Source organism: Microcoleus sp. A2-C3, assembly GCF_036706065.1.
Taxonomy (GTDB): domain Bacteria; phylum Cyanobacteriota; class Cyanobacteriia; order Cyanobacteriales; family Microcoleaceae; genus Microcoleus.
On the sequence record NZ_JAUBVX010000044.1, the window covers coordinates 1 to 14,810 of the forward strand.

The 14,810-nt window shown below is 45.9% G+C and carries 10 protein-coding genes; 5 read left to right on the plus strand and 5 right to left on the minus strand.

The genetic code is table 11. The features are described 5' to 3' along the window. Window positions 1–137 precede the first annotated feature (137 nt). Together QUB66_RS21625 and QUB66_RS21630 are read right to left on the minus strand one after the other, a co-directional pair. Entirely contained in the window at window positions 138–587 is a 450-nt protein-coding gene (locus tag QUB66_RS21625) for a hypothetical protein (RefSeq protein WP_265236751.1), read from the minus strand. A gap of 60 nt (window positions 588–647) precedes the next feature. Further along, entirely contained in the window at window positions 648–1,052 is a 405-nt protein-coding gene (locus tag QUB66_RS21630) for an NIL domain-containing protein (RefSeq protein WP_265236753.1), read from the minus strand. Between the two features lie 174 nt (window positions 1,053–1,226). Here QUB66_RS21630 and QUB66_RS21635 point away from each other — a divergent pair, with 174 nt between their 5' ends. The 3 genes from QUB66_RS21635 to QUB66_RS21645 all read left to right on the plus strand — a co-directional run bounded on the left by QUB66_RS21635 (window position 1,227) and on the right by QUB66_RS21645 (window position 7,025). Further along, a complete protein-coding gene (locus QUB66_RS21635; RefSeq protein WP_265236755.1) occupies window positions 1,227–1,829 on the plus strand; it encodes a thioredoxin family protein in 603 nt (200 codons plus the stop codon). 563 nt (window positions 1,830–2,392) lie between these two features. Next, window positions 2,393–5,602 (plus strand): efflux RND transporter permease subunit, encoded by a 3,210-nt coding sequence (locus QUB66_RS21640; RefSeq protein ID WP_332970166.1) that lies wholly within the window; start codon window positions 2,393–2,395, stop codon window positions 5,600–5,602. A gap of 250 nt (window positions 5,603–5,852) precedes the next feature. Beyond that, on the plus strand, window positions 5,853–7,025 hold the full coding sequence (locus QUB66_RS21645; protein WP_265236759.1) for a TRC40/GET3/ArsA family transport-energizing ATPase: 1,173 nt from the start codon (window positions 5,853–5,855) through the stop codon (window positions 7,023–7,025). Between the two features lie 124 nt (window positions 7,026–7,149). Here QUB66_RS21645 and QUB66_RS21650 read toward each other — a convergent pair whose 3' ends face one another. From QUB66_RS21650 to QUB66_RS21660, 3 genes are all read right to left on the minus strand, one after another. Then, window positions 7,150–9,492: a DNA phosphorothioation-associated putative methyltransferase gene (locus QUB66_RS21650; RefSeq protein WP_332970168.1), complete on the minus strand. Its 2,343-nt coding sequence runs from the start codon at window positions 9,490–9,492 to the stop codon at window positions 7,150–7,152. A 141-nt stretch (window positions 9,493–9,633) separates the two neighbouring features. Beyond that, the gene (locus QUB66_RS21655) at window positions 9,634–13,047 is read right to left on the minus strand and encodes a response regulator (protein ID WP_265236762.1); all 3,414 of its coding nucleotides are present in this window, start codon (window positions 13,045–13,047) and stop codon (window positions 9,634–9,636) included. A gap of 233 nt (window positions 13,048–13,280) precedes the next feature. Then, window positions 13,281–13,712 carry a response regulator gene (locus QUB66_RS21660; RefSeq protein ID WP_265236764.1) on the minus strand — a complete coding sequence of 144 codons (432 nt, stop codon included), beginning with the start codon at window positions 13,710–13,712 and terminating at the stop codon, window positions 13,281–13,283. Between the two features lie 18 nt (window positions 13,713–13,730). Here QUB66_RS21660 and QUB66_RS21665 point away from each other — a divergent pair, with 18 nt between their 5' ends. Both QUB66_RS21665 and purC read left to right on the plus strand, forming a co-directional pair. Next, the gene (locus tag QUB66_RS21665) at window positions 13,731–13,937 is read left to right on the plus strand and encodes a hypothetical protein (RefSeq protein WP_265236766.1); all 207 of its coding nucleotides are present in this window, start codon (window positions 13,731–13,733) and stop codon (window positions 13,935–13,937) included. A gap of 31 nt (window positions 13,938–13,968) precedes the next feature. Beyond that, window positions 13,969–14,697, plus strand: coding sequence for a phosphoribosylaminoimidazolesuccinocarboxamide synthase (gene purC, locus QUB66_RS21670; RefSeq protein WP_265236768.1), 729 nt, complete (start codon window positions 13,969–13,971; stop codon window positions 14,695–14,697). Window positions 14,698–14,810: the final 113 nt, after the last annotated feature.

Below are 14,810 nucleotides of genomic sequence, written 5' to 3' on the forward strand. Positions count from 1 at the left end.
AAAATGAAGGCGGTTGAAACCGCTGCCGACTTTTCCCCGTGTCTAAAGCCAGGGGCTTGCGTCTCGTTTTCCGGTCAGCAAGAAAAGGGAAGAGGAAAGAAATTCCCAATTACCAATTCCCGATTACCAATTCCTGATTACCCTTGGAATATTCCCAATCTGCCCGTTTTTGACCAAAACTCGATCGCTCCACCCAACCCCGCACCAGTCAGAGAAACAGCAGCTAATATCACAAAAGTCCGCCATCTTTGGTGACCAAATATTTGAATATCGAGTCTGGCCAAAGCTCCGGCTGAAGTCAAGACTAAACCAGTCACAAATAGGTGCATCCAGGTAACAACTATAACTGCCAAAAAAGCTCCTAAAATGATCGAAATAAAAGCCCCGACATCACTGGAAATCCACCGCATAATCCATCTTTTTGTGTCCTTCAGCGGGAACGACAAGGCGATAGCTAACACTAAAATAGCACCTACGGCTAAAAACCAAGTCAGGTGCGGAGGAATATCAAACTCTGATAATTTCCAGCCAAAAATGAAATAAGTAGTAAAAAGTAGAGTGAGCGAAAGCCAAGAATTTTTTCTCATCTGATGAAAAGATTAGGGAAACCAGTTAAAAAAGATGATCCCGATAAATTATGGGTGGTTTTAGAGGTTAGTAGAAATAGCTTGCACCGGACAAGTAGGGATGCACTGCTCGCAGACGATACAGCGCGATCGAGCAAACGTTAGTTTAAAGCTTTCTGGGTCAAGGGTCAAGGCTTCTGTCGGGCAAACCCCGGTGCACAAGCCGCAGTGAACGCAGATGTCTTCATCAATGAGTATTTCCCGGCTGGCTAGGGAAACACCGATGCTTTGCGATCGCATCCAGTCGATCGCCGCTTCTAGTTGGTCAATGTCCCCTGATAACTCTAGCACCAGTTTGCCCACTTGATTTGGAGCCACCTGAGCGCGGATAATGTTGGCTGCAACATTAAAATCCTTTGCCAGTCGATAGGTGACAGGCATTTGGATCGATCGTTGGGGAAACGTCAGCGTTACCCGTTTTTTCACTTTGACCTCGGTAATTTACAAACAATCTTTCTGATCTTAAGTTTTAACGCACTTGGTCTAATTACTGGTATTAGCCAATTTTTTTATAAGATTGGTCTGATTATCTCAAAATGTGGTATAATCTGTATCTGTTATTAAAAATAAAAACATAAAAATAAAATCACCATTTATTTTATGAGTCTAAATTCGCCGAACTCAACTGCTGCCCCCACACCCAAAAATTCCGAAATAAACGTCGCCGCGCGCGTCAGAAACTTATTGATCGTATTAGCTGCGATCGCCCTTTCAGTATCTATCTTTGTGGGACTACGAACTCAAACGCCATCAAGTAGTCTCACCGAAATGGCAAAAGCCTCCGCACCGCTAGAAACAGCTTTAGTAAACGGCAAGCCGACACTCATGGAATTTTATGCTGATTGGTGCGGTAGCTGTCAAGCAATGGCTAACGATCTGAGCGCCATCAAACAGAAATACGTCGAACCGCTGAATTTTGTCATGCTGAATGTAGATAACGACAAATGGCTGCCAGAAATCACCAAATATCGAGTTGATAGCATTCCACACTTTGTCTACTTGAACAATAAAGGCAGCAGCGTTGCAGAAACGATCGGCGAAATGCCACGCAGTATTATGGAAGATAATTTAGATGCTTTAATTGCAGAAAAACCAATACCGCACTCGCAAGCTTCCGGTCAAGTTTCTGATTTTACTCCCGCCACAGGGCCTGTGAAAACAAGTAGCTCCGACCCGCGCGCCCACGGCAGTCAAGTACAGTAGTCAGTTGACAGTTGACAGTTGACAGTTGACAGTTGACAGTTGACAGTTGACATATTAAACAAGATTGCAAAAATCCGAAAATACCCTGAAACCATCTGCGTCAATCGGTGTTGATCTGCTCGATATCTGCGGTTGCTCTATGACTCGAAGATTTCTGCAATCTTGTCTATTCTGTCCGGTCGATTACCCCGAATCTGGTAAGGGCGGGTTCACCAACAATATTTGCCAAAAATTGACAATCTCAAAAACCCGCCCCGACCGAGATATCGCGGTTAATTGACAGGACATGATACCAGTTGTCAGTTATCAGTCGATCGCAACTTTAGCAAATTTTGATTGCGGGCGATCGACTACCTCTCAAGAAATATTTAACAAACTTTATTGAAAATTTATTAAAATTTATTATAATGGCAAAATGCGAAGTCTCAATACTCGATCGCTCCCGATAAAAAATAAAGCTCGATTCAAATAACTTGGTTGGAATCCCCCCGACTCATTCCTTCGCAGGCTGACTGACGCAGTAATCTAAAATCTAAAATCTAAAATCTAAAACCTAAAATCCAATGACCGCCGACAAACCCGGATTCAGCATTAGCGGCATCTCAATCCGCCGCCACATCGGCACCCTCATGCTGACGCTAGCAATTATCATCGTAGGTCTTTTCTACATCACCCAACTGCCCGTTGACTTGCTACCCTCCATCACCTATCCCCGCATCGGCGTGCGCCTAGACGCCCCCGGAATCTCCCCAAAAGTCGCAGTTGACGAAGTTACCCGCCCCCTCGAACAAGGACTTTCCGCCACCGAAGGAGTCATCCAAATATTTTCCCGCACCCGCGAAGGACAAGTCAGCGTCGATTTATTCTTCAAGCCCGGCGGCAACATTGACCAAGCCCTCAACGATGCCACCGCCGCCGTCAACCGCATCCGCAACCGACTTCCCGACAATGTTGAAGCCCCCCGGCTGTTCAAAGCTGACCCTTCCCAGCAGCCTGTTTACGAATTTGCCCTCACTTCCAACTCCCTGCAAGGAGTTGATTTGCGCGTATTTGCCGACGAAGAATTATCCCGAGAATTAAACGTAATTCCCGGAGTAGCATCAGTTGACGTTGCCGGCGGCGTACAAGAAGAAATTCAAGTAAATATTGATTTAAATCGCTTGCAATCTTTAGGCGTTAGTATTTCCGATGTTTTAAACGCCCTCGAAGCCCGCAATATCGATACTTCCGGCGGGCGGCTGCGACAAGAATCGGCAGAACCTTTAACCCGTACAGTCGGACGATTTCGGAGTGCCAAAGAAATCCAAGAAATTTCCTTTCAAGTATCTGGTTCCACTCCGCCAAAACGAGTTTTTTTACGAGATTTCGCCAAAGTAATTGACGGGACAGAAGAAGAACGAGTTAAAGTATTTCTCAATCAAAAACCCGCTGTGAAAATCAGCATTCAAAAACAGCCGGACGCAAACACGATTACAGTTGTAGATGGCATAAAAAAGAAACTCGAAGAATTAAAAGAATCAAGATTAATCACCGAAAGCACCACAATAGTCACTACCTCAGATGAGTCTAAATTCATCCGAGATTCTATCAGCAACGTCGTATTTTCAGGTTTGACTGGGGCTGCTTTAGCTGGTGCATCAGTTTTGTTGTTCCTCGCTTCCCTGCGCCAGACTTTTATTATTGTCTTGGCAATTCCCCTCGCAACTTTAATGGCGATTATCCTGATGGGGCTTTTTCATCTGTCTCTGAATATCTTTAGTTTAGGAGGTTTGGCGCTCGGTGTGGGCATTGTGGTCGATAACTCGATCGTTATGTTGGAAAATATTGTCGAAGGAACTAGCAATCATAAAAACCAGGGATTAAGTAACAAACAGTTGATCCAGCAAGCAGAAAATAGCAGCCAAGAATTAGAATCAGCTTTATTTGCCTCCACTATTACTAACTTAGTTGCCGTACTGCCATTTTTGCTGATCGGCGGCTTAGTTTCCCTGCTGTTTAACGAGCTAATTCTCACCATCACTTTTTCAGTCGCCGCGTCTTTGATTGTCGGATTAACTGTTGTACCGATGATGGCTTCTCGACTGCTAGCATTGCCCGTATCCAGCGGTTTGAGCAACTTTTGGCCGCTGCAAGCATTCAACCGATCTTTTACCAATGCTACCGCCGGCTACGGGAAATTTTTATCAGGAATAGTGCGGTGGCGGTTAATTGTAGTTGTACTGGCGATTGTTATATTGGGCGGCGGCAGTTGGCAGATGGCTGGTCAAATTCCCCAGGAAATCTTACCTCAAATTAGTACCGGTCAAGCGAGATTATTTGCTTTGTTTCCGGCAGGTACTAATTTGGCAACCAATCAAAGAGTGATGGCGGAAGTCGATAAAATTCTACTCAGTCAGCCGGAAACTGAATACTCTTTGACTACGGTGGGCGGGCTGTTGTTCGGCACTACTACGAGCGAGAATTTGCTGCGCGGTGGCAGCAATATTACACTAAAAGCAGGCAGCGATACTTTAGCTTTTGTGGAAAAAGTTAATCAAGAATTGAAGAAAGTTAATATACCTAAAGGAACTCGGTTGCGACTGATTCCTGAAAATGTGCGCGGTTTGGTTTTGACTAATTCTCCGGTGCGCGGTGCGGAGGTTGATGTTATGCTTCAGGGCGAAAACGAGCAGGTATTGCTGCAAGCTGGCCGCGACATTTTGGAGACTTTGGAAAAGAAGGTAAAGTTAGCCAGCTTTCGCCCGGATACCGATCCGCCGCAACCGGAAGTGCAAATTCGCCCGAATTGGGAACAAGCGGAAATCTACGGGTTGAGTGCGAGGGAAATTGGAGAAACTATTCAGACAGCAATTCAAGGTGCTGTTCCCACGCAGTTGCAGCGGGGAAACCGTTTGGTTGATGTGCGGGTACAGTTCGATCGCGCTTCTATCCAGTCAATTTCTGAACTAAAATTTATCCCTTTAACTGCGAGGAATAACGCTCGCATTCGCTTGGGCGACGTGGCGAGTATTGAGGTGGGAAAAGCACCGGGAGAAATTCAAAGACTCAACCAGCGCCAAGTTTTCTTGATTGCTGGGAATATTAATAAGGGTGCGAGTTTGGGGGATGCTTTGAAACAAGTAAATGCTGTTTTGGCGGACATCAAATTGCCGCCGGGAGTGCGAGTGATTCCGAGTTCGGCGGCGGAAACTAACCGGGAATTGCAAAGTTCGCTGATTATTTTAGGCTCTTTGGCGGCGTTTTTGGTATTTGTGGTGATGGCGGTGCAGTACAATTCGCTTGTCGATCCGCTGGTGATTATGTTGACGGTTCCTCTGGCTTTGGCTGGCGGGATTTTGGGGCTGTATGTGACTAAAACTGCGATCGGCGCGACGGTGATTGTGGGGGCGATTTTGCTGGTGGGGATTGTGGTAAACAATGCGATTATTATGGTGGAACTGGCAAACCAAATTCTGGAAGACGAAAAGGTCGATCGCGCGACAGCAATTCTCAGGGCTGCACCTCAACGTTTGCGGCCAATTTTGATGACAACTATCACCACAGTTTTGGGTTTATTTCCGCTAGCTTTGGGAATTGGAGAGGGCTCAGAGTTTTTGCAACCTTTGGGGGTTGTGGTGTTTTCCGGTTTGTCCCTAGCGACGCTGCTGACGCTGTTTATCATTCCGTGTTTTTATATTTTGCTGCACGATTTCTTTGGGATGTTTTCAGCGAAGAAGCAGCCGCAGAAAGTTGCTATTCCGGTGCAGAAGGCGGGGAGAAAGAGTACGAATTGATGATAGTCTCGTTGATTTACGGGCGGTTTCCTGGAGTCTGGCGGGGGTTTAAACCCCTGTCGGACGAGGAAACTCACAAGATTTATCATCGCCTCTACCATATTTCAAGCGTTTAAGCGACACCCCAGCCACGCCAGCCGACGCCCCACCAGCACCCCACGGCCTGATATTTTCTTGTCTCAGTCTCATAAAGTTACATTCCGTTACAATAGAAAAAGTAAACAGAACTTGCAGGCGAGCTAAACAATCAATGCGCTTAATCTTAATGACCGGAAAAGGCGGCGTCGGCAAAACCTCCGTAGCCGCTGCTACAGGGCTGCGATGCGCCGAATTGGGATACAAAACCCTAGTGCTGAGCACAGATCCCGCCCACTCCCTAGCCGACAGCTTCGACATGGAACTCGGACACGACGCTCGACTCGTAAAACCCAACTTGTGGGGAGCAGAATTGGACGCTCTCAGGGAATTAGAAGGCAACTGGGGAGCAGTCAAACGATACATTACTCAAGTTTTGAAAGCGCAGGGACTTGAGGGTGTACAAGCAGAAGAATTAGCCATTTTGCCAGGAATGGACGAAATCTTTGGTTTGGTGCGGATGAAGCGGCATTACGATGAGGGAATATATGATGTTTTAATTATCGATTCTGCACCCACAGGCACAGCATTGCGACTGCTAAGTTTGCCAGAAGTTGGCGGCTGGTATATGAGGAAGTTTTACAAGCCATTGCAAGGCATATCTGTTGCCCTCAGACCTTTAGTTGAACCGTTTTTTCGACCACTTGCGGGCTTTTCTTTGCCAGACAAAGAGGTGATGGATGCACCTTATGAATTTTATGAGCAAATCGAAGCTTTGGAAAAGATTTTAACTGACAATACTGTGACTTCGGTCAGGTTAGTTACAAATCCCGAAAAAATGGTAATTAAAGAGTCTTTGCGCGCTCACGCTTATTTGAGTTTGTACAATGTTGCCACAGATTTAATCGTAGCTAATCGAATTATTCCCGAAGAAGTAACCGATCCATTTTTCAAGCGCTGGAAAGAGAGCCAGGAGAAGTACCGTCAGGAAATTCACGAAAATTTTCGGCCGCTTCCTGTAAAAGAAGTGCCACTTTATTCCGAGGAAATGTGCGGTTTGCCAGCATTGGAACGATTGAAAGAAACGCTTTATGCAGATGAAGACCCAAGCAAAGTTTATTACACAGAAAATACGATTAGAATTGTGCAGGACAATAATCAATACGTTCTAGAACTCTATTTGCCGGGAATTGCGAAGGATCAGATTCAGTTGACGAAAACGGGAGATGAGTTGAATGTTCGGATTGGGAATCACCGCCGCAATATGGTTTTGCCGCAAGCTTTAGCGGCGCTGCAACCTTCGGGGGCGAAGATGGAGGATGATTATTTGAAGATTAAGTTTGCTTGATGATAAAAAACAGGAAACGGAAATCCCGTGTCCCACAAATAACAGAAACCGCAGATGTAAGGCAAATAAACACAGATGCAACGCAGATAATTTAAGGAATTGAAAGCTTGGGAATGCAATAGGTCTATTTTTCCTCTTCCTCTCCCTCCTCTTTCCCTTCCTCTGCGGCCTCTGCGGCCTCTGCGGTTCCTTCAATCTTTCCTGCATTCAACTCAATCTTTTTCTGCTGGCGTTCCGAAGCAGCTTTTTGCAACATTTTCAAGCGTTCCGGGTCAACATCCGATCGCCAAAACAACTTATGGCCCTTAATTTTAACGCAATTGTCCTCCAAACACTTCACCCATTCCCGATATTTCTTAACCACAGAACCATCAAAAATCCCTAACTTTGCCTCTTGGCGAGTGAGTTTCGCGAACTTTTCGTAATGCGGATAATTAGGATTAACAAAAGCTTCTTTTTTAACTAAAATTGGCGGATTGTACGCATCTGAATAATCTTCGTAGCTGACAGAAAGGTCGCGCAAATGTATGTGCATAGCCCTGTGGAGGACTGGATGCGGGTTAGTATCAAAATCGGGATAAAATAAATAGGATATCTGCGGTTTTCGAGTGTGAAACTTGATAATTGTAGCGCCGTCAAGCCTGCCAATTGTGCGGTTAGCGCAGCCTTCGTAGAGTCGCAGCAAAGGGTCGAGTTCTTCTAAACATGAGACGTGAACTGAAAGGGAACCGGGTTGTTTATAGCCGATCGCACTATCTTCGCAACAATCCGCCACAATATCAGCTTTGCCCAAACTATATAGCATTAAATCTGCCAAAGTGCAAGCTTTTTGATAACTGTCAAACAAACCCTTAATATCATTGCGGATTTGAGGCGGAAGCCGGCGCATCGAAGGGCGCACCGCATCCTCATCCTGTAGGGAATAGCCCAAACGGTTGAGAGCGAGATATACTAGCAAATCCTGGCGGCGCTTGTCGGCGATTTTTTCCCAATCATCCGCGTCGGTAGCTTGCAAAATCACCCTCCAAGCGCGGTTAAAACTGTGAAATTCCTGCTTAATTGGCGATTCTTCTGCTAATTCGCCTTTCACCGGAAGACGCCCCCGATCGCTCACAAAAGCCATTAGAGGAGCCAGTATTTCCGCATAATCCTCAAATCGCTTGACTTGCGATCGCACTCTGGGAGTCGATAAGCGCGATCGAAACCGAGAAGCCCGAAAACCCTCACCCGCCGTCGCATCCCGAAACACAAAATAAATCCCCAAAGCCACAGGAATCGCATCAACATTCAAAACCTGGTCAATATAAACCTTCAACTCTTGCTGTTCGTAATACTTCTGAAAAGTATTGCGAGAAGTAATCACCCCATCCCCATAAGCAATTTGACCGCGATCGCCATCATCAATCAAAACCTGAGCCGCCACAACCAATAAATTCTTAGTTAAATCCCAAGCATTCAACAAAGCTTCTCGGCGTTCCCCCAAAGATTCAATCACATTAATTACATAACCAACATTCACAATATCCGCACAAATTCGCGGAGTCTCCGGCTGATAGTACGGGTCCCAACCCGCCGCCACATAACCCTCTCCCGCAATATATTTAACATCGCCGCCATAGCCGCAACCGTAATCAAAAAAAGTCATCCCATCCAAAAACAAATCCGATTCCAAAACCAGACGCACCGGTTTAGAAACAGAGTTTCGTACCATAGCAGCCTTGTGGCGTTCAATTTTAGGAATTGAAAGCTCACTATTATCCTGTTTCAAACATTCGACAACAGCATGATCTTGAATTTCTACACCGCAATATCCCAAATATTTGAGCCAACCATCGCGAGTGCCGATCACGCTAGTATTGTCCAAGAGTCCCCACTTTTGCTCGCTGCGAGTCAGTCGAGCAAATTTTTCGTAATTGGGATAATCCGCAGTTACAAAAGTTTCCTTTCGGTGCAAAACCGGGGGATTTTCGCTGTTGCTGTAATCGAAATATTTAACTTCCCCAGTTTCCAGATTAATTTGGATGCTGGCTTGCAAAGCAGGGTGAGCATCTGTATCGAAATCGGGGTAAAAAAGATAAGAGATTTTAGGTTGCTGGAGTGAGAATTTAACTAAATTTGCTTCATCAATATTTTCGAGATGCTGTCTGGCGCAATTTTCGTAAATTCTAAGTACAGGGTTGAGTGCGGATAAAGCGGAAATGTGAATATAAAAAGCTGTTGGTAATTTTTTACCGATTTTGCTTTCTCGACAGCAGCGAGCTACTTTTGCTACCAGATTTTCAACATAAAAAATATCAATTTCGTCGGACGGACACGGCACAGCATTTACAGAAGTTTCCCCAGAAATAGCATTGTTTTCATACAATAAAACTTCCTGAGCAAAAGCCCTCAAAGGCGTTAGAATTTCTCCATTGTTTTCTAATGAATCGGTATATAAAATAGGGTTTGTATCGGTATCGTAAGTCATAGATAAACTCATCGATTTTTTACATTAACCGCAGATAACACAGAGGAAACTGAGCCGGTGCGTCAGGGAGAACATTCTTCGTTTTTTGTCAAAAAATCCGCCCTGACGCACCCTACAATAACTAAAAAACAGACTTAAATATCAACCAAACATTCGAGTTTCTACAAATTTTTTAACCCGTGCTAAATGACTCGACAAACTCACTAATATGTTTTCAACGCCCTCAATAGTTAACAATCCCGAAGCTAGCGGTTCAGATTGAAAGCCTCGCGCTTGATGCTCCAATTGTGCCGCTAAATCCGACATTAGAGCAACTCCCACATTAGCAGCAGTTCCCTTTAGACGGTGTGCTTGATATTCCACAGCTTGCCAATCTCTAGCTTCTACGGCAATTTTGGCAGCAGCTATATCAGCCTGTGCGTTGCCGACAAATGCTTGCAAAAGTCGATCGGGCAATTTAACATTAACCCGTCCGAGTTGCTGCAATCGGTTCCTGTCGAACAGTCCGTCGCAGTCTGCGTGTTCCCAAGCTTGAGGTGCGATCGCCCTTGGTGCCGGCACAGCCACAACTTCCGTTTCTTCCAAAATTTCTGTATGCTTTATTACTAATTGAGGATTTTCTGCCAAATTAATACTTTTAACTCCATACTTATTTTTAAACTCAACATTTTGGGATTCATATTTTTTCAGCGCCGTCGCCAAAGCATCTAAATCTACAGGTTTGCTGAGATAATCGTCCATCCCAGCCGCCAGACACTTTTCTCGTTCCCCCGGCATTGCGTGAGCAGTTAAAGCAATCACAAAAGTATGCCGATCGCCTTTTTCTCGTTCCCTCAACTTTTTTGTCGTTGCATAACCGTCAAGTATTGGCATTTGACAATCCATTAACACCAAATTATAGGCTTTTTCTGCCAGCAAATCCAGCGCTGCTTGACCGTTAGCGGCGCAGTCAGCCTGATAGCCTAAAGCTGCCAATTGTTCGACAATAACTTGTTGATTGATCGGGTGGTCTTCTGCGAGCAAAATTCTCAGCGATGACGGCGAATTAGGAGTTATATATTGAGAATCAACTGCTGGGAAATTGCAAGTATTAGCAGCCTCTAAGCTCCCAAACTCTCCCCTTTCCTTAACCGACGCCAGCAAAGCTTCAAGCAGGCGAGAAGGCCGCACTGGTTCGATTAAATAGCCGCTAAACCCCACACTACAAAGTGCTTCAGCTTTCGCCTGTTCCCGCAAAGCAGTCATGGCGATTAACGAGCCAACTGTTGAGAGCGATCGCACTTTCAAACCAAATTCCTCAGCATCCAAATCCGGCAATTGCAAATCCACCAGCACCGCATCGCAGCATTTTTCCCCTGTCGCCGAATGCCGATCGATCCCGCCCTGAGAATTTTGCAACCAAGTCAAAGCAGCAGCAGCAGTTTCTGCCTCGTCGCAGCGAGCACCCCAACTTTGAGCGAGCGATCGCACCGCCGCCCGCCTCAAAGCGCTTGCAGAGACTACTAATAGCTTCTTGCCCGCAAGTTTGGGAGTCTGAGGCTCAACTTGCAACTGTTTTTCCAAAGGTACAGCGAACCAAAAAGTCGAACCGTTGCCGAGAAAACTGCGCACCCCAATCGAACCTTCCATCATCTCTACTAACTGCTTGCAAATCGCCAAACCCAAACCCGTGCCACCGTACAGCCTAGTCGGAGAAGCGTCTACCTGAGAAAAAGATTGGAACAGTTTTGTCTGGCCTTCCGGCGAAATTCCCATCCCTGTATCCCGCACCGAAAATAGCAATTTCCCCCCTTGTTTGCAGTCTGCCAGTTGCCGATCCCGCTTGACATTTATGTGAACAAAAACTTGACCGCTATCGGTAAATTTTATCGCATTTCCCGTCAAATTTAGCAAGATTTGCTTCAACCTACCAGAGTCGCCAACTAACTTTTTCGGCACCGAACTGTCAACTAAAATATTTAATTCAATACCTTTTTTTTCTGCCAAAGGCGCTACCATTTCTATCACCGATTCCAGGCAGATATCCAAATCAAAATCAGCCTTTTCTAGCCGGAATTCTCCAGCTTCTATCTTAGAGAAATCGAGGATATCATTAATTACGCTCAGCAAATGTTCAGCACTGTGGTAAATAGTCTGAGCGCACTCCCGTGGTTTCGGTTCCAGAGGAGCGCGCAGCAGCAATTGAGCCATGCCCAAAACCCCATTCATCGGAGTGCGAATTTCGTGACTCATATTCGCCAAAAATTGCGACTTAACCCGGCTCGCTTTCAGGGCTGTTTCCCGCGCTTCCACCAACTCATTAATCTTGTCGGCTACCATCACCATTCCCCCCACTTTCCCGTCGGGATTGTACCAAGGGTGAGCTGCCCAGCGCAGGTACATCACAGAGCCGTCTGCTCGTTCCCAAGCATCTTCGCTCACAGAAACTACCTCACCCTTTAACACTTGTTGATACATCATTTTCCACCGATTTGGCGTATCTGGAAACAATTCGTAATGATTGAGATTAGTCAGGGACTGCCACTCGAAATTAAATTGAGTCAGCCATTGGTGAGAGTTAGCTAAATAGCGCATTTCTGTGTCGAACATCGCCATTGCTACGGGCACGCAGGCAATAATTTGTTTCAGTTGCTGCCGTTCTCTTTCTAGAGCGTATTCGGCTTGTTTGCGATCGCTAATGTCGCTAATCATGCCTGCCATCCGCAGCGCTTTTCCTTGGGAATTTCGCTGAGCTTTTCCCTGAGAAGTGCAGTAGCGGTAAGCACCAGAGGAGTGCAGCAGTCGGAATTCTACATTGTAGTCTATTTGTTGTTCTAAGTGAGCGCCGATCGCCCGGATGATGCCGTCCTTGTCCTCTGGGTGCAGGCGGTGGTAGAGAGCATCCATAGTGCTGCCAAATTGCGATCGCGCCAAACCGATAATTTCCAAAAGGCGATCGTTCCAATAAACCTCATTTTTACTTAAATCCCAATCCCAAATTCCGTCGTTCACTCCCTCTAAAACTAACCTGTATCGTTCCTCGCTTTCCTTAAATTTTTGACTGGTATAAAACGCCTCTGATTCGGCGCGGTAAACGCGAATGGCATTCTGCAAACTGCGGGACAAACTATCAGCAGACATCTTGCCTTTAGCGATATAATCAGAAGCTCCAGCCTTCATCAATTCCACAGCAATTTGTTCATCACCTTGCCCGGTGAGCACAATTAAGGGAACTTTCAGCCCAGATTCCCGTACATTTTTTACCAAACTCAGTCCGTCTCCGTCCGGCAAGCGGTAGTCGAGGAATACGCAGTCAAATTTGCAGTCAAATATCTGATTTAATAGCGAATTTTCTGTTTCCTCAACCTCGCTTAACTGTTGAGATTTATCTGGATGCGAGAGTTTCGCCGCTGCTCTACTAGAACTTTTGCTGACCGATAGTTTTGCCAGAGCATCGGCGCAGTCTTCTGCTTCAGTAACTTCTACCGAAACCCCAGCAGACTTGAGCGAGCGTTTGACCGTCATCCGATCGACTTCATCGTCATCAACTATCAGAATTTTAAGAAGTTTGTCCATAACAACCGAATTGTGGATTGAGCTGAAAAAGCTCCGGCATAGCAAAGATGAATGTGAAGCATCTGTGCGGAGATTTAAAAGCGTTTATTGGAAGTGCGAGCTTATATCTAGCAATCGGGGACGCTTGCACTAATACAAGAAAACTGTGATTATCCCAACTAATTAATACAAATGTACCGCCCAAAAAAGTCACAACAGCCACCTGGAAAAATTTTGGTTAAATTTTAGAAAATTTAGGGAATTTCACTCAGCATCCAGTATTTGTTGAGAGTAGCCATAACTTCCACAAAGTTAGAAAAAGTGACAGGCTTAAGAATATAGCCAGCTACATTCAAATTATAAGCTTCTACCTTATCTCTATCTTCATTAGAAGTGGTGAGGACGATCACGGGAATCGACCTCAAAGTTTCATCCAGCCGCAATTCTCGCAAAAATTCAATGCCGTTCATTCTCGGCATATTCAAGTCGAGCAAAATCAGTCGGCGCGCTTGAGGCATTGCCGGCTCTATTTTGCTTTCTTGGCGCAATATAGCCAGAGCTTCTAATCCGTTTTCCGCCATGTACAGGGGGTTGACGATGTTATTTTTTTTGAACGCTCGCCGGACGTTCATCACATCTACCTCATCATCTTCCACTAAGAGGATATGAATTTTTTTTCCTTCCATAAATTAGCCATTTTATAGATGTTTTTTAAGCGACAGTATCCTTGGCGGGGTTCAGTCAGCACGATCGCGAACCCAGCAGGTCTAATCTCTATTGTGCTTTGTCAAGAATCATTATGCCTCAACCGATCGCAGTATCTATCCGCAGGCGTAGTCGCCACTGCTGGGGGCATGAGTTTTGGTCGATCGGCAAAAACTCGCCAATTATGCCCGATCGAGCTACGGTAAAATCTAAAACTCAACTACATTATTAATCGCCATGTCAGCCGGACGCAAACTCTACGAAGGCAAAGCCAAAATCCTCTACTCCACCGAAGACAGCGAAATTTTGCTGACCCACTTCAAAGACGACGCCACCGCCTTTAACGCCCAGAAACGGGGCAGCATCACCGGCAAAGGCGAAATCAACAATGCCATATCCGCCCACCTGTTTCGGATGCTAGAAGCCAAAGGCATACCCACCCACTTCATCGACACGCCCGCCCCCAATCAAATGCGAGTCTGCCGCGTCCGCATCTTGCCCTTAGAAGTCGTCGTCAGAAACATTGCCGCCGGTAGTCTGTGCAAACAAACCGGAATCGCCCTCGGTACAATTGTCAATCCGTCGCTGGTCGAGTTTTATTACAAAAACGACGATTTGGGAGACCCGCTGTTGACCCGCGGCCGATTGCAGTTAATGCAGCTAGCCACCCCGGAACAAGTAGACCAACTAGAAATCGCCGCCCGCGAAATTAACGAAATACTCAAAGAATTTTTCACCCAGTGCGGCATTACCCTGGTAGACTTCAAACTGGAATTTGGTATCGACCAACATCAAAATTTGATTCTCGCCGACGAAATCAGTCCCGACACCTGCCGCCTGTGGGACAACGCAGAAACCGACCCCGACGCCCGTGTGATGGACAAAGACCGATTCCGCCGCGACTTGGGATCGGTAGAAACCGCTTACCAGCAAGTTCTCCAGCGGGTTCTAGCTCAGAAAGTCTAGAGGCTTGAAATGCGCTACAATTGCGCAGTTTGTAACCGTTATACCTTCGATGTCAGCAATCAGCGGTCAACAGTCATCAATTAGCGGTCAGCGCGAAATTCAACCGACTTAAT